This is a genomic window from Pseudoalteromonas sp. SG41-1, from assembly GCF_014164575.1.
GTDB lineage: Bacteria > Pseudomonadota > Gammaproteobacteria > Enterobacterales > Alteromonadaceae > Pseudoalteromonas > Pseudoalteromonas rhizosphaerae.
Map to the genome: position 1 here is coordinate 1 of NZ_JACJFL010000044.1, position 22,962 is coordinate 22,962.

The 22,962-nt window shown below is 40.2% G+C and carries 19 protein-coding genes; 10 read left to right on the forward strand and 9 right to left on the reverse strand.

The genetic code is table 11. From position 1 onward, the window contains the following. Positions 1-104: 104 nt before the first annotated feature. Together H5203_RS18215 and H5203_RS18220 are read right to left on the reverse strand one after the other, a co-directional pair. The gene (locus tag H5203_RS18215) at positions 105-1,439 is read right to left on the reverse strand and encodes a carotenoid oxygenase family protein (protein WP_182820064.1); all 1,335 of its coding nucleotides are present in this window, start codon (positions 1,437-1,439) and stop codon (positions 105-107) included. A 10-nt stretch (positions 1,440-1,449) separates the two neighbouring features. Then, positions 1,450-1,863 (reverse strand): DUF2141 domain-containing protein, encoded by a 414-nt coding sequence (locus tag H5203_RS18220; protein ID WP_182820065.1) that lies wholly within the window; start codon positions 1,861-1,863, stop codon positions 1,450-1,452. Positions 1,864-2,130: 267 nt separating this feature from the next. Here H5203_RS18220 and H5203_RS18225 point away from each other — a divergent pair, with 267 nt between their 5' ends. Both H5203_RS18225 and H5203_RS18230 read left to right on the forward strand, forming a co-directional pair. Continuing rightward, positions 2,131-3,294 carry a sensor histidine kinase gene (locus H5203_RS18225; protein ID WP_182820066.1) on the forward strand — a complete coding sequence of 388 codons (1,164 nt, stop codon included), beginning with the start codon at positions 2,131-2,133 and terminating at the stop codon, positions 3,292-3,294. Further along, positions 3,291-3,920, forward strand: a complete 630-nt coding sequence (locus H5203_RS18230; protein ID WP_145240576.1) for a response regulator transcription factor — start codon at positions 3,291-3,293, stop codon at positions 3,918-3,920. The genes H5203_RS18225 and H5203_RS18230 overlap by 4 nt, the downstream gene beginning before the upstream one ends. Positions 3,921-4,085: 165 nt before the next feature. Here H5203_RS18230 and H5203_RS18235 read toward each other — a convergent pair whose 3' ends face one another. From H5203_RS18235 to H5203_RS18250, 4 genes are all read right to left on the reverse strand, one after another. Next, the gene (locus H5203_RS18235; protein WP_259401974.1) at positions 4,086-4,808 is read right to left on the reverse strand and encodes a DUF6445 family protein; all 723 of its coding nucleotides are present in this window, start codon (positions 4,806-4,808) and stop codon (positions 4,086-4,088) included. Then, complete coding sequence (locus H5203_RS18240; protein ID WP_145240574.1) at positions 4,801-5,547, reverse strand: SapC family protein; 747 nt, start codon at positions 5,545-5,547, stop codon at positions 4,801-4,803. The genes H5203_RS18235 and H5203_RS18240 overlap by 8 nt, the downstream gene beginning before the upstream one ends. 35 nt (positions 5,548-5,582) lie before the next feature. Continuing rightward, the gene (locus H5203_RS18245) at positions 5,583-7,139 is read right to left on the reverse strand and encodes a tryptophan halogenase family protein (RefSeq protein ID WP_145240572.1); all 1,557 of its coding nucleotides are present in this window, start codon (positions 7,137-7,139) and stop codon (positions 5,583-5,585) included. 78 nt (positions 7,140-7,217) lie between these two features. Further along, the gene (locus H5203_RS18250) at positions 7,218-10,508 is read right to left on the reverse strand and encodes a TonB-dependent receptor (protein WP_182820067.1); all 3,291 of its coding nucleotides are present in this window, start codon (positions 10,506-10,508) and stop codon (positions 7,218-7,220) included. 516 nt (positions 10,509-11,024) lie between these two features. Here H5203_RS18250 and H5203_RS18255 point away from each other — a divergent pair. Genes H5203_RS18255 through H5203_RS18265 form a run of 3 tightly spaced genes read left to right on the forward strand, consistent with a single transcriptional unit; the run spans position 11,025 to position 14,169 of the window. Then, complete coding sequence (locus H5203_RS18255; protein WP_182820068.1) at positions 11,025-11,597, forward strand: RNA polymerase sigma factor; 573 nt, start codon at positions 11,025-11,027, stop codon at positions 11,595-11,597. Further along, the gene (locus H5203_RS18260; RefSeq protein ID WP_145240565.1) at positions 11,590-12,699 is read left to right on the forward strand and encodes a FecR family protein; all 1,110 of its coding nucleotides are present in this window, start codon (positions 11,590-11,592) and stop codon (positions 12,697-12,699) included. The genes H5203_RS18255 and H5203_RS18260 overlap by 8 nt, the downstream gene beginning before the upstream one ends. Positions 12,700-12,729: 30 nt before the next feature. Beyond that, positions 12,730-14,169: a sugar porter family MFS transporter gene (locus H5203_RS18265; RefSeq protein ID WP_220493069.1), complete on the forward strand. Its 1,440-nt coding sequence runs from the start codon at positions 12,730-12,732 to the stop codon at positions 14,167-14,169. A gap of 45 nt (positions 14,170-14,214) precedes the next feature. Here the strand turns inward: H5203_RS18265 and H5203_RS18270 are convergent, their stop codons facing one another. The 3 genes from H5203_RS18270 to H5203_RS18280 all read right to left on the reverse strand — a co-directional run bounded on the left by H5203_RS18270 (position 14,215) and on the right by H5203_RS18280 (position 17,642). Beyond that, a complete protein-coding gene (locus H5203_RS18270) occupies positions 14,215-14,691 on the reverse strand; it encodes an FKBP-type peptidyl-prolyl cis-trans isomerase (RefSeq protein ID WP_149980730.1) in 477 nt (158 codons plus the stop codon). A gap of 2 nt (positions 14,692-14,693) precedes the next feature. Next, positions 14,694-17,102: a Lon protease family protein gene (locus tag H5203_RS18275; protein ID WP_145240561.1), complete on the reverse strand. Its 2,409-nt coding sequence runs from the start codon at positions 17,100-17,102 to the stop codon at positions 14,694-14,696. Positions 17,103-17,183: 81 nt separating this feature from the next. Next, entirely contained in the window at positions 17,184-17,642 is a 459-nt protein-coding gene (locus tag H5203_RS18280; protein ID WP_145240558.1) for a zinc ribbon-containing protein, read from the reverse strand. A gap of 174 nt (positions 17,643-17,816) precedes the next feature. Between H5203_RS18280 and leuS the strand changes: the two genes are divergently transcribed. The 5 genes from leuS to rsfS are packed head-to-tail and all read left to right on the forward strand — an operon-like array spanning position 17,817 to position 22,962. Next, a complete protein-coding gene (gene leuS, locus H5203_RS18285; RefSeq protein ID WP_145240556.1) occupies positions 17,817-20,405 on the forward strand; it encodes a leucine--tRNA ligase in 2,589 nt (862 codons plus the stop codon). 2 nt (positions 20,406-20,407) lie between these two features. Continuing rightward, positions 20,408-20,902, forward strand: coding sequence for an LPS assembly lipoprotein LptE (lptE, locus tag H5203_RS18290; protein WP_182820069.1), 495 nt, complete (start codon positions 20,408-20,410; stop codon positions 20,900-20,902). Next, positions 20,902-21,939: a DNA polymerase III subunit delta gene (gene holA / locus H5203_RS18295; protein ID WP_145240552.1), complete on the forward strand. Its 1,038-nt coding sequence runs from the start codon at positions 20,902-20,904 to the stop codon at positions 21,937-21,939. Before lptE ends, holA begins: the two co-directional genes overlap by 1 nt. 16 nt (positions 21,940-21,955) lie before the next feature. Further along, positions 21,956-22,591, forward strand: coding sequence for a nicotinate-nucleotide adenylyltransferase (gene nadD / locus H5203_RS18300; RefSeq protein ID WP_182732179.1), 636 nt, complete (start codon positions 21,956-21,958; stop codon positions 22,589-22,591). Positions 22,592-22,644: 53 nt separating this feature from the next. After that, positions 22,645-22,962, forward strand: a complete 318-nt coding sequence (gene rsfS / locus H5203_RS18305; protein ID WP_145240548.1) for a ribosome silencing factor — start codon at positions 22,645-22,647, stop codon at positions 22,960-22,962.

Consider the following 22,962-nt stretch of genomic DNA (forward strand, 5'->3'; position numbering starts at 1 on the left):
CATCATCACATTGAGATAATGCTTTTTCAACAGCTTGAACTTTAAATTCTTGAGTAAATCGACGTCTCATTTTATCTGCCTCTATTAAAAGTTAGAGGCGACAACTATCCTGACACAGGGGGAAATAAAGGCTCTTCAACATGGGCTGTATCACCAAAACTATAACTTTGACTTTGGCCTGATTGCGTGTTCAATCTTGTGATTGCATTAAACTCTTTATGTGGATTATTTTTGCTTATTCCTACGCCATACTGCAAAGCCGATGACTTAGCAGCGAAACGCTTATCAAATTGCAAAAATTCCATATATGGTTCAGCCCAGTTAATCGATACCTTGTTAGTAACAAGATTAAGCCTAAGCTGCGCTGCTTTAGCTAGTTCATGCGCAATACGATTTTGGTGATTGTCTATATTAGCCATTACATCAGTCATTACAGTTGCATCTGGATACAGACATAAGTTAACAACTAGTTCATTATTTTGTTGCCAACTATTTCCAAAATGAAAAACAAATCCAGCTTCAAGCTCCATCTGGTTAACGACTTGCAAACTATGCTTATCAACCACTAATACCCGACTGCCTAATTGTTTTTGCCATTTAAATCGTTCTATATAAGTTTCTCCCAGTTGCTGTAACATGGGCGGCAAATAAAATATTAAATACTGCTCTGTCACTGCAAAATCATGAATATAACTATGATGTGGCAGTGGTAAAAGTTTATAGCGTTTTATGCCTCCTTGCGCCGTCAGTTGATACACTACAATGCAAGGTTTACCTGTAAAAGAAATATCGCCAAAGTTCCAAATCGTACCATCGCTATCAGCATGAGGATGAGCTGAAAAAGGAACCCCATTTAATTCAGACCCAAAATCAACCTGTCCTTTGGTTGCGAGTGTTTCTTGATCAAGGCGATACGGCGTACCCGCTTCCCACATAGCCCAAAGCTCACCGGCCATTGGTAACAATGCCGTATTTGCAGTATTGAATACTTGGGTATTTTTTGCCGGTTTTGCATTAGTAATTATTGAGCCTGCACCATTATATAAAAACCTTCCTGCTTTACTCTCTTCGACAAACTTCTGTGTTTGTGTAAATTTTCCTTGATGAGTGACACCGTGCTGTGAAAATTTAAATTGATTAACAAACCCATCGCCATCAAACCAATGGCTGTAACGGTGCCCTGCCCGCTCTTGCATACCCGGGCCATTGCGGAAAAATGTCATACCTTGTAACTGAACGGGTAGCTCACCTTGCCAAGGTTCAAAATGTGGATCAATATTATCCGTTACCCCTTGCCAACCTAAAAAAGAAGACTGTATAGCAGAAGAATGACTTGGCTGTGGCTTTGCATTTGCTCCAAATACCGCAGGGCATTGGCTAGCGATAATTGCGCATGTGCCTAAGTATGTTGATTTTTTTAAAAATTCACGACGTAACATAGCAATATCCTTAATCAATCGAAATTTGAATAGTGTGATCAACATCACCGACAGCAAAGCGTAATTTGTCAAAACTTGGCGGCCCCATTAAACGAGGATTATTACTAAAACCATATGGCTCATTAGGAATACCAATCATATTACGATTGAGCTTTTGATTATTATCTAAATCTTGGTAAGCCAAAATGGCGTAATCACCGGCGCTTAAATCGCTAAATGTTACTTTAGTCTGTAACTTAGTCACGGCCCCTTTATATGCTAGCGTGGCTTTATTTGACTCCATAGCAGAGACTGAGTCATAAAGCACCACATATATATCACCTTCAAGCTGTGTGATCCCCGCAATATCGACCGTTAATTCGGCAGCTTGTGCAGCTAAGCTACTGATTGCAAATGCACTGGTAAAAACTAATTTTTTAAACATAACAAGCTCTTTCTAATGTGGCTTAACACCTATTGCTAAGCTGATGTAGCTACTGTAGAAAAGTCCCACATATAATACAGGTGCCAAAAGTCATGTTTTTTGAAATTAGTTTGTTTATGTCTTAGTATTAAGCAAATTTATTAACATCGCGTTTAAAAACCCGCATACTGTTTTATTGATTTAAATTAATGAGTCATTGCTGTTTTATTGCTATTTAAAGACAAGCTAACGTAAACTAAAGCACTTTGTTTTTTTGCTGGAAGCGAAATGCAGTCGCCCTCTTTATTGACACTAAAAAAACCTATTAACTGGCAACTAACATTAGCGGGCTTACTAGGCTGTGCCACAGTTATGACGCTTACTTTAGTAACTAGTCAAGCCACATCGCTATTAAGCAGTTTTCTCGCTTATATGCTGTATATACTAAGCTTTTTAGTGATTACACTGACAAATGGTGTAAACCAAAATCCTCGCAGTTTAAGCTGTTTTATATTTTTACAAATACTGGCAACTTTAATATTAGGCTGGATATTACACACCCCATTAATTTATATTTTATTGGTGATTATAGCAGGGCAACTGCCTTTCATTTTTAGCTCGAGATACGCTTTAGTCCCGATGGTTGCTGCTCATAGCTCACTTGTGCTGGTGCTCTTTTTTAGTAAAGAAAATGCTATTTCTCTGTGGCATGAATTAACACTAAGTAGTGTCTACTTGGCTTTTGAGATTTTTTCGTTTGCCGCCAGTAAAGTTGCCGTCAAAGAAGCTGCAACAAATAAAGCATTAACACTGATGAATGCACACCTTGCTTCTACACGAAGTTTACTAACCGATAGTATTCGTCATGGTGAGCGCCTTGAGATCAGTCGTGACCTGCATGATATTTGTGGCCATCAACTTACCGCATTAATTTTAAATTTAGAGTTTGCCGCACAGCAAACAGCCAACTCAAATGATGACTCTTCTCATGCTACATTGATCCAATCACGCGACTTAGCAAAAGCATTACTGAGTGAGATCCGCAACATGGTTCGCAGTATTCGTACCGACGGTGATATTGATATAAAAACAGCACTCAATGAAATTGCAGATCGGTTACCTGGTTACAATTTTGCTGTTAGCATCGACAATGCGCTGCAGATCCATTCCCATAAGCAAGCCGAATGTATATTAAGAGTGTGTCAAGAAGCAATTACCAATGCGATTAAGCATAGCCAATTTAAACACATTGAAGTGCGACTATCACAGACCAACAAAATGTTAGCCTTAGATATTATTAATCAGCAATCCCAACAAAGTGATTTGAATTTCGGCTGTGGTTTAAACTCAATCAAAGAGCGGGTAAGTGAATATCAAGGCTGTATGGAAATCAAGCAAACGCCAGAGCGTTTTTGCTTACATGTCACCCTCCCCCTTAAGGACACATTATGATCAGACTAGCCATTGTCGACGACCAAGCACTGATCCGCGAGGGGATCGCCAATTTACTCTCTTTAGCGGACGAATTTACCGTCTGTTGGCAACTCGACTCAGGCATCAAAGTATGCGAGCAGCTATCCTCTGATCCCATTGATGTACTATTAATGGATATTAGGATGCCTGGCGTCAATGGTATCGAAGCACTAACCCAACTTCGCAAACAGCATTTTGATTGCAAGGTAATTATCTTAACAACTTTTGATGATCCGCAGTTATTTGTCGATGCAATGCAAGCAGGAGCTAATGGATTCTTACTCAAGGATGTCGACACCGAAAAGCTTCATCATGCAGTCCATCGTGTGTACAACGGACAAACCTTAGCAGAGCCAGTGTTATTAAATCAGCTAAATGCAGCACAGCTGTCGACCTTTGGGGATAATGAAATTGAACCGCTGAGTGAACGCGAAACTGATATTTTAAAACTGATCGCAGCTGGACTATCTAATAAAGAAATAGCTCAAGCCATTTTTTTAGCCGAAGGAACCGTTAAGAATCATGTATCAAGCTTACTGGCAAAGCTCAATACCCGCGATAGAACCCGCGCAGTACTTAAAGCATTGAGCGCGAAAATTATATGAATTATCTTACACAAGCTTTTTAAGTACATGTTTATTTTACAGTATTACCAATAAACAAACGATATAACTTATATTTCTACTTTAGATTAAACATCTACAAACTCAGCCATTCAATCAAAATACTAAATCTGCGCTCAGGTTACTTTAGCTTCCTAGCCTTTGTTATTACCCAAAGGCTAGGAAGCTACTAATGGTTAAACGGCCAGTTGATGGATTACTAGATAGTCCTAAATCAGGATTAATATTACCAGAATGCAAGGCATTACTTGGATATACAATAAGCCTATTCGGTTTCGCCTCTAGTGAGGCTATTTGCTCAAACAATGTTGTATCACTGGAAATATAACTAGGACGTTCGTGGAGCCTTTGAGCAATGGCTTGCTGTTTGATCATTGCACGATACGGTGCGAGTCGCTGCTGTGTTATACGTTCAAAGCCAGATGCTTTATGCCGATACAAGGACGTTCCACCATATGCTTTTGCACATAAAAAATGCACAGCAGCAAGCTGGTTAACACTAGGAGTATCAAAGTGAGGCAACATTTGAATGGGCCTTAATTTTGTTACCGGTGTTGTGGCAATTGAAAACGCAGAAAAAACCACTTTCATGTCATTGCTATCGATAAAATTGAACGACGATTTTAAGATAGGGAGTAACTCTTTAAGTTGCTCACTATAGTTAGCCGGTGATGGTTTGCGAACCCCTGGGTATAAATCTCCATTACATGCAGTAAATGCCGAGCTATGATTAACGTTTTTACAAGCACAGGCGATGAGTTCATTATAGTTTAAACTTAAATCATCAATCACTAAAACAGGTATGCGCTCATTACCAACAACTAAGTGTGTAACTTTCATTGCCGGGTTTAAAAAAGTAGCACTAGTCATGTACACTAACTAACTGCTGATTTTTACGTTCAATAAGTGGATACAGTTGACCCAATGAATTGATCATCGTGTAGATTGGTTTAAGCTGTTGGGCTTTATGTAAACGCCCTATTTGTTCAGGATCTAGTGCCACAACTTTCTCTTCACTTACCGTATATAGACCGTTTAAACGTGAACTTTGCTTATTGCAAAAGGTAACGTCAAGGGAAAGAGGCTGCACTAAATTAAGTGCTAACAATGTGTCGATCAGTGCTTTATTTTCTATTTCGCCTTGCAATAAATACCCTAAGCATTGTTTCATTTTAACAAAATAATCACTATCTTCACCGCTGTCAGTAAATAATACCTGGATGTCATTGACGTTATTTTGCGCTGAGTCGCGAACTATCGATGGGCTGTCTAAGTTTATACAAACCGCATAATCTCCCGCTTCTTCAGCTTGTATATCACCGACAAAAAATGGCTGCCTTTGTAACTGTAATGGTATGTAAACTCCTTGCCATTGACCGTCTTTCGAAAATAAATTTTCATGTTGCTCAAAACCTAATAATGCCGTTAAGGTAAATTCGCCTGTTTCACCACTCTTAGCAAGTACGATCGGATGTTGCACAGATACTTGGCTAAATTCAGCAACCACAACGGGAAGCATATTTTGCGTGGCACTGTGTTCTTGAGTTTTCGCGATATCAATTTTTAAATGTTTGTGAGCACTGTAATTAATTGCAACTAAATTAGTCATATTGTTCTCGTTATTCTTTATATTTCACAGCACAATTAAATTGCACTAAGCCCATGCAGCTTAATTTTATCAAGTAACTCTCTGTTACTAGGTAATGTTGAAACTGCTTGCTGAATCATATGTTTATTTTTAGCAAATTGACTCTGTGCAAATGTTTTATCATTTAATAAGTGAGGTGAGTTGCTGTAATCACTTTTAAAGCCCATTCCATACAAGACATACTGATAGCTTGCAGCAGGAAACACTTCATTATTACTCGCAAAATCATAATCAGCAGGAGCGCGATATTGCCAAAGTTGCATTAAATCTTGCAAGCTTTGTGGGATCGTTTGTGGATCGCGATTATCTATCCAAAACGCATTATCGGTGCGCTTACTCAAAATATAGTGCAGCTTTAAAAAGTCGATTATTTTCCCCCAGCGGTAGAGAAATGTATCGTTAAAGCGTTTCGCTGTAATATCCATTACCTCGCGAGTCGGTGGCAATTGCTCGCTAATCATTTGCGCTGACATCTCAACTAACACAAGAGCAGACGCTTCAAGTGGCTCTAAAAAGCCAGCAGACAATCCAACAGCAACACAATTATTTTGCCAAAAGTGACTGCGATGGCCACTTTCTATCGGAATTTTTCTGATTGTCAGTGAATCAATCTTATCGCCTATATAGTCGGCAAGTCTTGCCCTTGCTTGCGATTCAGTACTGTGTTTGCTCGAATACACATAACCAACACCACGGCGATGTTGTAAACCTATGTCCCAGATCCAACCTGCTTCTTGCGCCGTCGAGATGGTATGTGAAGCGATTGGGCTACTGTCATTTTCATAGGGTACCTGTACTGCTAAAGCCGTATCTATGAATAAAACATCACGATAGGATTTGAACGGCACTTGATAATGACCTCCGAGCAATAACGATGAAAAACCACTGCAATCAACAAATAAATCGCCACTTATATTTCCGGCCTGCTTTGTTGTTAAACTACCTATATCACCATTTTCGATGCTGTTAACTTTAGTAACATCAGCTAAAATATGGGTTACACCTAAATTTTCGATGCAGTGTTTTTGTAAAAACACTGCAAATTTAGCTGAATCTAGATGATAGGCGTAATTGGCGACAGCGCCATATTCAGGCGTTCTGATCGTCTTTGGCGCAAGACCTTGCTCGCAAAGTGCTTCTTGAAAACATACCGCATTAGAAAACGATGATGATTGCTCGCCATCGTTTAACCAATATCCTGCCATATCTGTTTTAGTGAATCCTTGCGGTAAAACCAATGGGTGATAATAATAATCATCTTCGCCACCATCCACCCATTGTGCAAACTTAGCACCTTGTTTAAAACTAGCGTCACACTCACGGATAAAGTCGGTTTCACTAATACCCAAAGCGATTAAAGTGCTGCGCATTGTTGGCCAAGTACCTTCACCAACGCCAATAATTGGTACGTTTGGCGATTCGACTAACGTGACCTTGACGCCAACGTCCGTATTACTCTTATGCTCTGCAGCCAATCGCCCCGCAGTTAACCAACCCGCAATACCACCACCCACGACAATCACTGTGTTTATGCTTTTTTCTTGTTGTTTCATTTTAATACTCGCGTGGATTACAATTAAAAGTGACTTTTAATCAATACATAAAAGTCACTTTATTTACCCGATTAATGCCTAGAAATTACCGCGAATACCGAACATGAAACGTCGACCGCTGTCTTCAATTTGTAGCATTTGATTAGCAAAACGACCTCGTTTGTGAACATACTCTTGAGTTAGATTAATACCTTCAATAAAGACTGTGACGTGTTCTGTTAAATCATAACTAATGTTCGCATCAAGCTGTGCATAGTCTTCTACAATAGTTACACCATCACCATTAAGTTGACTTAACGATTGCACAAAGCTGTCTCGCCAGTTGTAAGCTAAGCGAGCTTGAAAAGAATCATTTTCATAAAAACCTACCACATTATATGAATCACTTAAGCCTGTAAGAGCAAATACTTGAGTAATATCTGCAGCATCTAACTCTTTGTTACTATCTACAATGGTGGCATTAACCATAAAACCAAAGCCACTGTCGAAAGTATGCTGTAGAGCAACCTCCCACCCATCAACAATTGCTGATTCACTGTTATTTGGTATGGTATTGGTAAACACCGCTGTGGTGTCTGCTGGATCTGGACTATCAACATCATTGCCTGTGGAAGGATCAGTAAGTAGACCGCCACCGGGCAGTTCAAAGGTTAAGTCTTCAGTGGTATTGATAATAAAATTAGCAACATTTTTTCTAAAATAACCTGCCGATACATAACTTGCATTGCCGTAGTACCATTCAAGAGATAGATCTAAGTTATCAGAAGTAAAAGGAGCTAACGCTGGATTACCAGAGCTGGATGTTAAATTGCCACCTTGCCGCGTTGTTTCTATCACTGTTACCGGTGACATACTATCGAGCGTCGGCCGAGTGATTGTTTGTGATACCGCAGCACGGGCAATTAAGTCATCATTGATTTCGAGCTTAAGACTAAAATTAGGTAAAATGGCTTCATAGTCAGAATTAGCTGAAATAGATTGAACATTGCCATAATTAGCTAACATTTCTGTTTTATCTAAAATTGACAATGAGTTAACTGGTTCATCGCTTCCGTTCACTTCAACATCAGTCGTTTCATACCTAAACCCAGCTGAGGCAAACAAGGGCATACCCGCAAGCTCTGATTCAAAATCAAATTCGCTATACAAAGCAATTGTGTCTTCTGTTATTTCAAATGACTTATTACGCTTTACTGCATCAAAGCTAATTGGCTGCCCATTTGCAGCGGCATATTGCTCAAGATAAGCAAAGTTTGCTTCACCATCATGTGCAAGCCAAGATGTTGGCATACGACCACTGCCACTGACGTTATCTAAAAAGTCATCGCCGGCATCAAATACAAACTGTGCGAGTCCGTCCATACTAGGCATATCTGGGTAACCACAGAAAGTACAATGTATACCTACACCTTCATTATCCCAACGTTCAAGACTTTTAGTTTCGGATGAATACATTGCGCCAAATTTTACGGCTACAAGACCCGTATAACCATCGTTGTACCATGTACTATCCCAACGAAATTGATCAACGGTATCTTCGACCGCCCAGCCACGACGCAACATAACATGAGCTCGGCTATTTGCCGGATCTAAATGATTTGAGACCCCATCAGGGCTAATTGCCGGGTTATATGCGCTGCCATCTAGCTCCTGTTGACCACTGTAAATACTGTCATCAGCCGATGCAAACTCACTCGCATAAGGTAAGATCCCTTGATCAACTTGAAAGCGCACACGGTTTGCATAACCAATCAAAGATAACTGATCACCTCGGCCATTATTTGCTTCACGCTCAGCCTTTGAATGACTAAAATCAAAATTCATTTTTAAATTATCGTTTACGTGCCATTGTAAATTAAGCCCAAGCGCACTGGAGTTTGTTAAACGATCGAATTTTTTAGCGTGCATATCCGTTGCAAGCCCGACTTCTTGATAAAGATCAATCACCGTGCCATTTTCGTCAACAGTTGGTCCATCAGCATTACCAAACCCTTCTAAATTGGGTGCAGTAAACCAGTGTCCATAAGACGTTGTATCGGCTTCAACATCAAAATCAGAATACAGTGCATCGCCAGTAATCACTACATCATCAGACGGGGCATATTGAATAACTAAATTAGCATTGGTGCGAGTGCGCGTCTCTGTGGTTACTTTATGATCATAATTACGGGGAGAAAAAATATTGCCAGTATAAGCTTGTCCGCTTTGTGTTTGCGGCTTAGGCACGCCAACATTTTCTAACCAGCCATCTACTTGTGCTTGATTTAACCGGGTTCTACGTTCTTGACGTGACACAGCAAATAACAAACCTAGGGTATCGTCATTAAATGTATTACTAATTAATCCTGATACCTCTGGCGTTGTTTCTTCACTATTGTCGTCATAAATACCTTTTATGCTGCCGGCTACTTTAAAGCCATTAATAGCAAATGGACGAGCGGTATTTACATTGATTGTTGAGCCTATACCGCCTGACTGCTTTGTTGCGGTTGATGTTTTAAATACATCTAAACTCTTTACCAGCTCCGACGCGATAGTATCAAAACTAAATGCTCGGCTTTGGTTTTCAGATGCCATTTGGCGGCCATTGACTAACACGGTATTAAATTGAGGGCCGAATCCCCGTACCGTGATTAATTGCCCTTCCCCGCCGGAACGGTCAATCGAAACACCGGTGATACGTTGCAATGACTCAGCTAAGTTAGTATCGGGGAATTTACCAATATCTTCTGCTGAAATAGAATCGACGACTCCACCCGCTTCACGTTTAGCATCCATTGCGCGTCCAAGTGATCCTCTTATTCCTCTTACTTCAATTATTTCAGGTCCTTGTTCTGCGGTATCGGCTACTGCAGGTAGTGTAACGCTACTAAGCACTGCGAGTACGGCACTCGCCACCCCGTTTTTTTTATAATTAGTCATGTTGTCATTTCTCTCGAAGCGTGGATCTATCGAAATAGATATTTGCCCATCTTCGCTGACATGTGATTGCAAGCCTGTCTCTGCAAGTAAACTATTTAATGCAGTTATTATTGAATACTCACCAGTAATATTATTAGTCTGCAACTGTTGGATTTTATCCAACGGAAACAACAAGGTAATATCAGCTTGCTCTGCAAAATTAATCAGCGATAGATCAGCCCTTTGTCTTGGAATATCAAACATAATCTTGCCATTTTTGGTATTTGCTTGAGCCTCTGTATTAAACAAAGTAAAAACCAAAACCAGTACACAAAAATGAAGCTGAGATGTTTGATATTTCATGTGCATGGTTTTTCGCCATACACAAAACAAAGACGAGTGAGTTTTTATTTTCCCCCATAAATATTTTCGATTATTTACAAATAATATATATTTTTGACTAGTCATACTGAAAATTGCTAAGCCTTTTTGTTTTTATTATTACTAAAATACAACGGCGAAATATTCAATTTTAAATAATGTTTCGCTTGCAAAGTAATTGCTGTTTTTATCCGCTAAACCCATTTCTAAAATTGCTGCATATCGTCAATTAGAACAAGTAATTAAAAAGTTTAAATCGTATTTAAAGTATCTATTTGGGTGTAAATATCTAAGTACTTAGTGATGTAAATTAAGATAATTTTTACGCTGTTTTTTTAACAACCAAAGAAGCACCATACGATGCTAAGTAGCTTAGCGCCAAGACCCGAACTCTTGATTGCTAAAAACTGTAGTACAATTAACACTGTAATTACAAGCTTTAAGCAAAACGAGAAATGGACCGGTAAAGGGCAATGGGTAACGTTATATTAAAAAAATGCGATTAAATGGTTTTTGCCTAGTGGATTTTTTTATCTCAATCGTCTTACTAAGTATTGGCATAAAAATAATAACAGCAGAGCTAAATCCGATGAGAAAACGTTAATGACGAAAGACACACTACTTCACAAGGCTTATTTAGTCTCAAGAAAAAGCATTTCACGAGTTGTGGCTAAAATTGTGCCACCTCATGAAATTGAAGATATTGTGCAAGAAACGTATGTGCGCATATGCAAAATTGAAAACAGCGACAATATTAACTCTCCCAAGTCATTTATCTATAAAACTGCGCGTAATTTAGCATTAGATTATCAAAAACAGGCCAATATACGCTTGGTCGACGGTATTGATAATATGGAAGCGCTTGAGCAACTTCTGTGTGAACAATACAAAGATGAGATGTATGAGAGCACACTTACCGATAATGAATTTTCGAATTATTGTGAAGCCGTAAGATTGCTTCCGATACAGTGTCGAAAAGTATTTGTATTAAAAAAAGTGTATGGCTATTCGCAACGTGAAATAGCTGCACAATTGGAGCTTAGTGAAAGTACCGTGGAAAAGCATATTGCAACAGGCATGAAAAGATGTACGCTGTTTATGCGTCAATCAAATAAAAGCACCTATAATGAGCCAGCCCCTTCAGCAAACCTCAGTGCAGGAGGCAAATATGAGTAACATTCATCAGATCCATCAATCTTCCCAAGATAGTAATCAAGTTGAAGATGAACGCTTAGATCAAGCGAGTGAGTGGCTAGCCAAACTTGACCGAAACCTTAGCAGCGATGAAAAAGAAGCACTTAAAGCTTGGCTTGGAGATTCTTACAAAAATGTTGAGGTTCTGCTAGAAGTTGCACAATTGTGGGATAAAATGAGTGAGTTAAGTCGTTTATCAGACTTATTTCCACAAGCATCAAAACAACAACAAAAACTCCCTGTGTGGTTAGGCGCAATAGCAGCATCCATTTTATTGGCTGTTGCGCTTAGCTTTTTTCAAGAAACATTTAATTTTTCGCTGTTTAACCAAGCGAATAAATCTGCGGTAGTAGCAAAACAATTAAACTTTCAAACTGCGATTGGAGAAAGTAAAGATATTATTTTGCCTGACCAAAGTAAAATAACACTCAATACAAATAGTTTTGTCCATATTAAATACACTCCATCAGCCCGAGTAATCAATCTTCTTCGTGGTGAGATCCATATTGATGTCGCACATGATACCTCTCGGCCTTTGAGTGTCGTCACTGGTAATAAAATAATCCAAGCCGTTGGAACTGCGTTTAATGTAGAGGTAAACAATAAACAAATAGAACTTATTGTTACCGATGGAAAAGTATTAGTTGCTCAGCAGTATACAACCGCTGTACCTAACCTCTCAAATAATGGCACTTCTAGAGTTGCAAAAGATGTATCGCTGCATTCCACGCCGGTATCAAAGGGTGAGAAACTCAATTTAGACTTTAAGGGTGAAATTACCAAAAAAGTTGAAAAAATTGACGCGATTGATGTGGCAGCAAACTTATCTTGGCGTCAAGGGAGTATCATTTTCAGAGGCGAATCACTTAGCGACGCAATGACCGAAATTAGCCGCTATACCAATATTAACTTTGAGCTTGCTGATGACGAACGTTTGAAGCAAGTACACGTTGCAGGCATGTTTAAAACTGGCGACGTTAAAGGTCTACTCGAAGTGCTTAATAATAACTTTAATATTAGTTATGAAAGAGTCAGCCCCGATAAAATCATGTTAAAATATGCGTCGCCTCACACTACTATATAATTCGTTACAACAATAACCAGGTATATCACCATGACAACACCTTTATCGTCGGGCAAGATTAATAGCCCGAATCACTCTTTATCAACAAACACCCATTCTCTACTTTACGTTATATTTATATCTGGCGTTGCAGCAATTGGTGGCTTTTTATTTGGCTTTGACTCCGGGGTTATCAACGGAACTGTGTCGGCGCTTGGCAAAACATTTAACTCAAGCAGCGTCGCAACAGGGTTTAATGTTGCGTCGGTTTTACTGGGTTGTGCTCTTGGTGCGCTGATTGCGGGCCCGCTTGCTGATAAATTTGGCCGCCGCTCAATTATGATCATCACTGCAGTAATATTTGCCATTAGCGCGTTTGGTTCAGGCATTGCAGACAGCTCCGCTGAATTTATTTTTTATCGTCTATTTGGTGGTCTCGGTATTGGCGCTGCATCTGTATTGGCACCCGCTTACATTGCTGAAGTCGCACCTGCGGCTTTGCGTGGACGATTAGCAACACTGCAACAATTAGCGATTGTACTTGGCTTATTTGCTGCTTTTTTAAGTAACTACCTGATCGCTTCGGCGGCAAACGGCGCTGAAGGTATTTTTATTCTTGAGCTGGCGGCTTGGCGCTGGATGTTTTGGGCAGAACTTGTACCTGCAGGATTATTTCTGTTGGGAGTATTATTTATACCAGAGTCGCCGCGTTATTTAGTTGCCCAAGGCCAATTAGAAAAAGCCAAAGCTGTATTTAAAAAAATATCTAATGATGATGCCCAATCACAAATAAACGATGTTAAGCAGTCACTTCATGGCGATAAAAAACCAAGTATTCGTGACTTATTTATTGACGGTAAAAAGAAAATACACCCAATTGTATGGGTTGGTATCGCTTTGTCTGTTTTTCAGCAATTTGTAGGCATTAATGTGGTCTTTTATTACGGCTCTGAGCTTTGGCAAGCAGCGGGTTTTGATGAATCACAATCTTTATTCATCAATGTATTAGCGGGTACTACCAATATTTTATCTACTTTTATAGCAATTGCGCTTATCGATAAAGTAGGCAGAAAACCATTATTACTAGTAGGTAGTATTGGTATGTTTATTAGTTTAAGTGCATTAACTTATACCTTTGGTAGCGCAGGCCTCGATGCGGCAGGTAAACTTGCATTAACTGACAGTATGGGCACGTTTGCACTTATCATGGCTAATCTCTTTGTGGTATTTTTTGGCTTAAGCTGGGGACCTGTTGTATGGGTACTATTAGGCGAAATGTTCAATAATCGTATTCGAGGGGCTGCTTTAGCTGTTGCAGCAAGTGCGCAATGGCTTGCCAACTTTACAATTACCATGACCTTCCCGATTATGCTCGGTAGTATTGGTTTAGCTGGTGCCTATGGGTTTTATGCTATTTCGGCCTTTATTAGCGTATTTTTTATTGTTAAATATATAAAAGAAACACGTGGTATCAAGCTAGAAGCCATGTAAAAGTTGTTTAAAATGGCGAATGTATTTATTTCGCCATTTTTTCAACTAAGACTCTACTTTAAGTAATTCAACTTCAAATATAAGTAAAGAGGCTGGAGGAATACTGCCAACACGTTTTTCACCGTAAGCTAATTGATGAGGGATATAAAAGGTGTATTTATCGCCTTCACTCATCAGTTGCAAACCTTCAGTCCAGCCTTTTATTACCTGATTTAAACCAAAACTGATTGGGCTATTACGCTCAACAGAACTGTCAAATACACTGCCATCTAGCAAAGTACCGTGATAATGCACATTCACCATGCTAGTTGGGCTTGGTCTTGCCTCACTACCACTGCTGCTAACAACTTTATATTGCAGACCAGATGCGGTCTCAATAACCCCTTCAACCTTGCTGTTTGCCACTAAAAAGTCGGCTTCGATTTGCGCATTAGCGACCGCTTGTTGCTTTACTTTTTTGCTATTTTGAAAAATCAAAAAGCATAAAATGGCGATAATAATCGCCAAAATAATGTTGATCATGATTATTCTTTCTCGTGTTCTTTTTCGTCGTTATCGCCATTAACGATATCTGCAATTTCACTTAAACGGGCTAAGGCAATGCCGTTAACTGAGTTTTCAGGATATTGCCCGTCGCTCAACTCGCCTGCTGCAATATCCATCAGTAAATTAAGCGCTTGGTCAACCGTTTCAACTGCATAAATATGAAACTTGCCAAGCTCTACTGCATTGAGGATCTCGTCATCAAGCACTAAGTTTACTTGATTTGATTTAGGAATTATTACTCCTTGCGCAGACGTTAAACCACGCATTTTGCAAAGCTTAAAAAACCCTTCAATTTTTTCGTTTACACCGCCAATGGCTTGCACGTCACCGTGCTGGTTAATTGAACCAGTCAGTGCAATTGACTGGCTAATAGGTAAGCTAGTAATTGCAGAAATAAGCGCACACAACTCAGCTAATGACGCACTGTCGCCATCAATGTATCCATAACTTTGTTCAATGGCGATATTAGCACTGAGCGTTAAACTAAATTGCTGCGCATATTTATTACCTAAATAGCCAGTCAGTAGCATGACACCTTTGGAGTGAATGGCTTTACCCAGCTCAGCTTCGCGCTCAACGTCAATTACCCCATCCGCACCAGCGTAAACCGTGGCGGTGATCCGTGCCGGAGTACCAAAAGAAGTATCGCCAATGTGTAATACTGTTAAACCGTTTACTTTACCTACAGCATGACCGTCGGTGGCAATTAAGGTATGCCCTTCTTTGATATCGCTGAGCATATTTTCGCTAATTTGCCCAGTACGATATTGCTTGCCTTCAATCGCTTCATCAATATGATGGGCATCAATTAAAGTTAAGTTATCTTGCTTGGTATAAAAGCTGGCTTCTGCCACTAACTCTAATACATCAGCAAAACGAGCAGAAAGCTTATTGTGGTGTTCTGCTTGGCGGTAGCTAAATTTCAGTAATCGTGCCATCGCTGACTCAGTTAGACTACACTTTAGCGTCTGCTCACAGTACTCAATCACTTTAGTGATAAATTGATACTGTAATTTATCACTGCTTGGCAGATAATAATCAAAATCGGCTAACACTCTAAACAGCTCAGCAAACTCTTCGTCATATTCACCGATGGTGTAATACAACTCACGCGAGCCGAGTAAAATAATTTTTACATCAAGCGGGATCAACTGTGGACGCAAGGTAAAGCTACTGCCAACAGCACTATCTTGATACGGTAAATCATTTTTGATTTGATGAGTTTTTAATGACAGCTTTAAACCATCCCACACTTGTGGATTAGCCATCACTTTTTCAGCGTCCATAATCAAATAACCACCGTTAGCGCGATGCAGTGCCCCCGGCTGAATCGATCGATAACTGGTGATCAATGAGCCTTGTGAAGTAGCATATTCAATTTTGCCAAAAATATTACCAAAGGTAGGATTTGGCTCATACACCACAGGGGCAGCATCACCTTCTTTAAATTCAACTAAAATATTAGGTGCAAAAAAGTCGGTAAGCATCCCTTTACGGTCAAAATCTTCTTTGTTTTCGTCGCTAACATCTTCATCATCGAGCCACTCAAGTACCGCATCAATAATTTCCACGCGGATGTCTTTTAGATAGCGTAATACTCCAATGTGCGCAGCATATTTATGTTCAAGATCTTTTAGTAATGGCTTAGTAGCCAGCTCTGCGGTGGATTTTTTTAAATTACGAAGTTTTTCAGATGATTCACGTTTCCAACGAGGCAACTCAATCAGTGCCTCAATGAGTGCATCTTCGAGTTTTTCAATTACTTCATAAAATTGTTCACGCAATTCATCATCAAGCTCAGCAAATTCAGCATCGCTTAGTTGTTTGCCATCAATCAGCGGGGCAAATCCAACCACACTTTTTTCTTCAATTAAGGCAACACTTTGCTCAAGCGCGGCAATTTCCACAGCAGTAATTGCGCTATCGTAAGCGTCGTTAAATTCACGGTCGATTTTTTTCTTTTTACGCTGGTACGCTGGGTTATCAAACGCTGCAGGAAAGGTGTCGAGTACTTCATCAATAAATGAGTCAATATCATCAGCTAACTGTTTACTTTGACCTGCTTGTAAAAACATTGCGATAGGCTCGCGGTGGTCGTCATAATTATTAACGTATAACCACTCATTTGGTGTTGGCCGGCCTTTGCTGTGTGCTTGAAGTTTATCTTTGACTAAGGTAAACCGACCATGCGCGGCCTCCCCCATTACATACACATTGTAACCAGGTAATTCCATCCCTAACGAGAAATCAAGCGCACTTTGCGCCCGCTGTTGACCGATGAAAGTCAAGGTTTCAGGATATGGATTGTTCATGCACGTTTGTACATGATTAAGTGAAATTGTCGGCGCAAGGGCCGACACAGATAAAGGCAGCAGTTTCTTCGTCATTCTAACTTCTTTTTATACCAACATATTCGTTGATTTTGTAAGGTGGCATCAGTGCACTAAAAGGCACTGTTCACTAACTATTTAAGGTTGTAGTGCCTTTCGGCTAAAGTAGATACCATCACATTGCGAACACGCTGTAATTTGCGTAGCGTGGTAAATATCATAACTATATTGGCAATTCTTACATACTAATGTGCCCATGGCTATCCATTCGCCTTGGTGATATACCCCATTGTGCTTAAAATCTTGATTTAATGCTTGCCACTCAAGTTGAGTTTTGTCTTCGATATGTGAAAGTTCAAACCACAAAGACTCTTTAAGCTCTTGCCATGCAAGGGAACCATAGTGTTGATCGTGCTCTTGGATGTGCTCAATATCGCGCTTTAAATATTCACTGTATAAAGTTAATTTTTCTTGTCCTAAATCTTTTAGCGCTTGTTCAGATTCAATAAACTTATCCATCGCATCTTTTAGCTCATGATCTTTTACGTCTTTTAACCATGTGCTCAAATCTGTTAACCACGTCTTATAATCAGCCATTGTTTACTCCTTCAAACTGTGTTTAGCGAACCTATACCTTACACAAGTATAGGTTAACCTGCCCTGAAAACTAATTTCATATAAAATCCACTGATTTGACGCTGTGATTAGTGCTTTTTTTGGGGTATCCTAACGGCAATTTTTTATTAGTTTGCAAGAAGTCTGGAACCGTAGATGCAAGAGCAATATAACCCGCAAGACATAGAGTCAAAAGTCCAAGCCTACTGGGAAGAAAACCAAGTATTTAAAGCCACTGAAGACGAGAGCAAAGAAAAGTATTATTGCCTTTCTATGTTCCCTTACCCAAGCGGCCGACTCCACATGGGTCATGTGCGTAACTACACGATTGGTGATGTTGTTTCTCGTTTCCAACGCTTGCAAGGCAAAAACGTAATGCAACCTATGGGTTGGGACGCGTTTGGTCTACCGGCTGAAAATGCGGCAATTAAAAATAAAACTGCGCCAGCAAAATGGACCTACGAGAACATCGATTACATGCGTACCCAACTTAAGCAATTAGGTTTTGGTTATGACTGGGATCGTGAGATCGCAACTTGCCATCCAGAATATTACAAATGGGAACAGTGGTTCTTCACTAAGCTTTACGAAAAAGGCCTAGTGTACAAAAAAATGTCAACGGTAAACTGGGATCCAGTAGACCAAACAGTACTTGCTAACGAGCAAGTTATTGATGGTCGCGGTTGGCGTTCAGGTGCTGTAGTTGAACAAAAAGAAATTCCACAGTGGTTTATTAAAATCACTGACTACGCGCAAGAGCTACTTGACGACTTAGACAAGCTAGAAGATTGGCCAGAGCAAGTTAAAACCATGCAGCGCAACTGGATTGGTCGCTCTGAAGGGTTAGATATTGAGTTTAAACGCACCGATAACAACGAAACATTCAGCGTTTATACCACTCGCCCTGATACCTTTATGGGTGTGACTTATGTTGCTGTTGCAGGCGGACACCCTATCGCACAAGAAGCAGCTAAAAATAGCGACGCTGTGGCACGCTTTGTTGATGAATGCAAAAACACCAAAGTAGCTGAAGCTGATATGGCGACGATGGAGAAAAAAGGCATCGCAACGGGCTTTTTTGCTACTCACCCACTTACCGGTGAGCAAGTACCAATTTGGGTTGCCAACTTTGTATTAATGCATTATGGCTCAGGTGCTGTAATGGCCGTACCCGCGCACGACCAACGGGACTTTGAATTTGCTACCGCTTACGGTTTAGACATCAAACAAGTCATTGCACCTGTCGCAGGTTCAGATCTTGAAGTAAACCTAAATGAAGCGGCATTCACTGAAAAAGGTGTGCTGGTAAATTCAGCTGAATTTGATGGCCTTGATTTTGATGGCGCATTTAAGGCTATTGCTGACAAACTTGAAGCACTGGGTGTTGGTGAGCGTAAAGTAAACTTCCGTTTACGTGATTGGGGTGTTAGCCGTCAGCGTTATTGGGGTTCACCAATCCCAATGTTAAGCGATGAAAACGGTAACGAACTTGCTGCGACTGAAGATATGCTGCCGGTGCGCTTACCAGAAGACGTGGTAATGAACGGTGTAACATCGCCAATCAAAGCAGATCCACAATGGGCTAAAACCACAGTTAATGGCGCACCTGCGTTTCATGAAACTGACACTTTTGATACGTTTATGGAATCATCTTGGTACTACGCACGTTACTGTAGTCCACGCCATGACAAAGGTATGCTAGATCCAGCTGCGGCAAACTACTGGTTACCAGTAAACCAATACATTGGTGGTATTGAGCACGCTATTTTACATTTATTGTATTCGCGCTTTTTCCATAAATTATTACGTGATTTTGGCTTAGTTAATTCAGATGAGCCATTTGACCGCTTATTATGCCAAGGCATGGTACTTGCCGAAACATTTTATCGTAAAGATGAAAAAGGTGGCGACATTTGGATTTCCCCTAGTGATGTAAATACTGAAACAGACGACAAAGGCCGCGTGACTAAAGCATGGCATAAAGTTGACGGCGAGCCAGTATTCTCATCAGGCATGAGCAAAATGTCTAAATCAAAAAATAACGGTATCGACCCGCAACAAGTTATCGCTCAATACGGCGCTGATACGGTACGTTTATTTATGATGTTTACCGCACCGCCAGAGCAAACGCTTGAATGGTCTGATTCAGGTGTTGAAGGGGCACATCGTTTCATTAAACGTGTATGGAAATATGCGGTTGATGTGAACACTGTTGGTTTCCAAGCATTAGACAAATCAGCATTAAACAACGAGCAAAAAGTGCTTCGTCGTGAGCTGCACAAAGCAATTGCAAAAGTGACTGATGATGTTGAACGTCGTCAAACATTCAACACTGCCATTGCGGCAATCATGGAAATCTCAAACAAATTGTTAAAAGCACCTTTAGCTGACAAACAAGATGTAGCGATTGCCAACGAAGCGCTTGAAGCGCTGTTAATTATGCTTGCACCAATTACGCCGCATTTGTCACATCAATTGTGGCAAGAACTGGGTAAAGAAGGCGATATTTTAGATGCGTCTTGGCCCGTGGTTGATGAGTCTGCCCTTGTTGAAGATGAAAAACTGATCATCGTGCAAGTTAACGGTAAACTACGCGCAAAATTAACGGTGCCAGCTGATGCTACTAAAGAGCAAGTAGAAGCACTAGCATTTGCTGAACCTAACGTATCTAAGTTCACTGATGGCGTAACAATCCGTAAGGTTATTTACGTACCTGGTAAACTACTTAACGTGGTTGCTAACTAATTATGGCTGCTATTCATGCCATTAAAAACGGACTAGCCTTAGCGCTAGTCTGTTTTTTGTTATCTAGCTGCGGCTTTCACCTTAAAAAAGCCTCAAGTCTGCCTGATGACTTGGCCACCTTAACTTTAAACGGTGATGATGAAAAATCAGCGTTATTTGCGATGCTTGGCAAAGAACTCACATTGAGCAAAGTTGAGTTACTCGACACGCCTAAGAAAAACGTCGCTCAGCTGTATTTATATAAAGATCGTCTTGAACGCCAAACCTTATCATTATTTAAAAATGGTCAGGTTGCCGAGTACGAGTTAGCTTATAGTGTTCGCTACTTACTCAAGCGCCCAGACAAAGAAGCAATTGAACAACGTTTTGAGCTTTATCGTAATTATCAAGACGACCCAGATAACGCTTTAGCAAAAGCAAAAGAGTTAGAGTTGCTACTGAATGAAATTCGCATGCAAGCTAGTCGTCGTATTGTTAGAGAGCTGTCGCAACTATAATGCGCTGTTATGCGAATCAATTACCCAATGAATTAAAAAAAGGCTTACAGCCTTTTTATTTAGTATTTGGTGAAGAACCCTTTCAAGTAGCACAATGCGCTCAACAAATTCGTCAGATTGCGAAACAGCAAGGTTTTGATGAGGTTGTTAAATTTACCTTAATGCCCGGTTTTGATTGGCAAGAGCTAATAGCGCAATATCAAAGTATGTCGTTATTTAGTGCTCGTACTTTAATCGAGCTAGACCTTAATTTTCAAAAGCCAGGTATTGTTGGTAGCCAAACGTTTAAACAGCTCGTAGCACTAAACAACCCCGACACCGTACTTATTGTAAAAGGGGCCAAGGCCAGTCAAGATATTCAGCGCAGTGCTTGGTTTAAGTCGTTAGATAAACTGGGCGTATTTGTACCCTGCTACCCCCTGACCGGCAATCATTTAAGCCGTTGGCTTGATGAGCAGTGCCAGCGCTTAAAAATCAATATGCAAGCAGATGCCAAACGCACCCTAATTGATGCTACTGAAGGTAATTTGTTAGCGTGTTTTCAAGAGCTCGAAAAGCTGTCGTTATTGCATGGCACTGCTATGATCGATCAACAGCAGGTTTTACAAGGCCTACTTAATCAAGCCAAGTTTGATATTTTTGATTTAAGTGATGCACTGCTACAAGGTAATAGTCGCCAAGCAATTAAAGTATTAAATAAACTCGCTGGCGATAACACTGAAGCTGTGAGTATCTTATGGACCATTACTAAAGAAGCAAATACCTTACTAAGCCTACAATTAGGCTTACAACAAGGTGAACAACTGGCAACGCTATTTAAACAAAAAGCCATCTGGAAAAATCAGCAAGGGCCGATTCAACAAGCACTTAATCGTTTGTCGATACATACTTTAGAGCAAATCACCCAGTTGCTCGCACAATTTGATGCCAGCTATAAACAAGGTAATTTAATCAAGCCTTATCAGGCTTTGGCACATATTTGTTTGGTGTTTTGTCAGCCATTGGTGATCCCACTGCCTGCGCACCCACTTAACTAATTATTAGGCGTTTATAATGATTGCACTGTTTGGTGGCACCTTCGACCCTGTTCACTTAGGCCATATAAATATGGCGAAGCACTGTGTAAAACACTTTAATTTAGCGACTTTATACTTTATGCCTTGTGCTATTCCAGCTCATAAGACTGCACCTGGGATAAGTACGCAGCATCGCATCGCAATGCTCAATGCAGCGATTGCACCTTACCCATATTTTCAACTCGATTTACGCGAACTCAATCGCAGTGGCCCGTCATATTCATTATTAAGCCTGCAAGAGATCCGCATACAATTTCCAGATCAACCATTATTATTTTTAATTGGCATGGATTCGTTTAATAACTTAGATAAATGGTTTGAGTGGCAAACAATTACTCAGCTTTGTCATATTGTGGTATTTCAACGCCCGGGCCTAAAATGCACTGCCCATGGCGAGTTACTCGCATACCAACAAGCCGCAGAATGTAGTAATAGCGCAGAGCTTACAACGCAAGCTGGTGGAAAATTATATTTTTTAGCTGGCGAAGAAATGGCTATTGCCTCAAGCGATATTCGCAAGGCGATTAAAAATGCCATAGATTACAATGAACTTCTTCCTACTGGCGTGAGTCAGTATATTCAATCACAGCAACTTTATCTAAGTGATGAATAAATACCAGTTGCGTGATAAAATAACAGCTATTCACTTTTAAATGAGATAACACCTTGGATACGAAACAACTACTCGCCTTTGCAATAGACAAAATTGACGATATGAAAGCACGTGATGTGGTTAATATTGATGTAAGCGCAAGCTCAGACATCACCGATTTTATGGTCGTGTGCTCTGGTACTTCGAAACGTCATGTATTGTCAATTGCTGATCATTTAGCAAAAGAAGCTCGTCACGCAGGTCAAGAGCCTCTAGGTTATGAAGGCCAAAGCGATGGTGAATGGGCACTGGTTGATTTAGGCGATGTAATCGTACACGTAATGCAAGATCAAGCACGTAGCTATTACGACCTCGAAAAACTATGGAGCTAA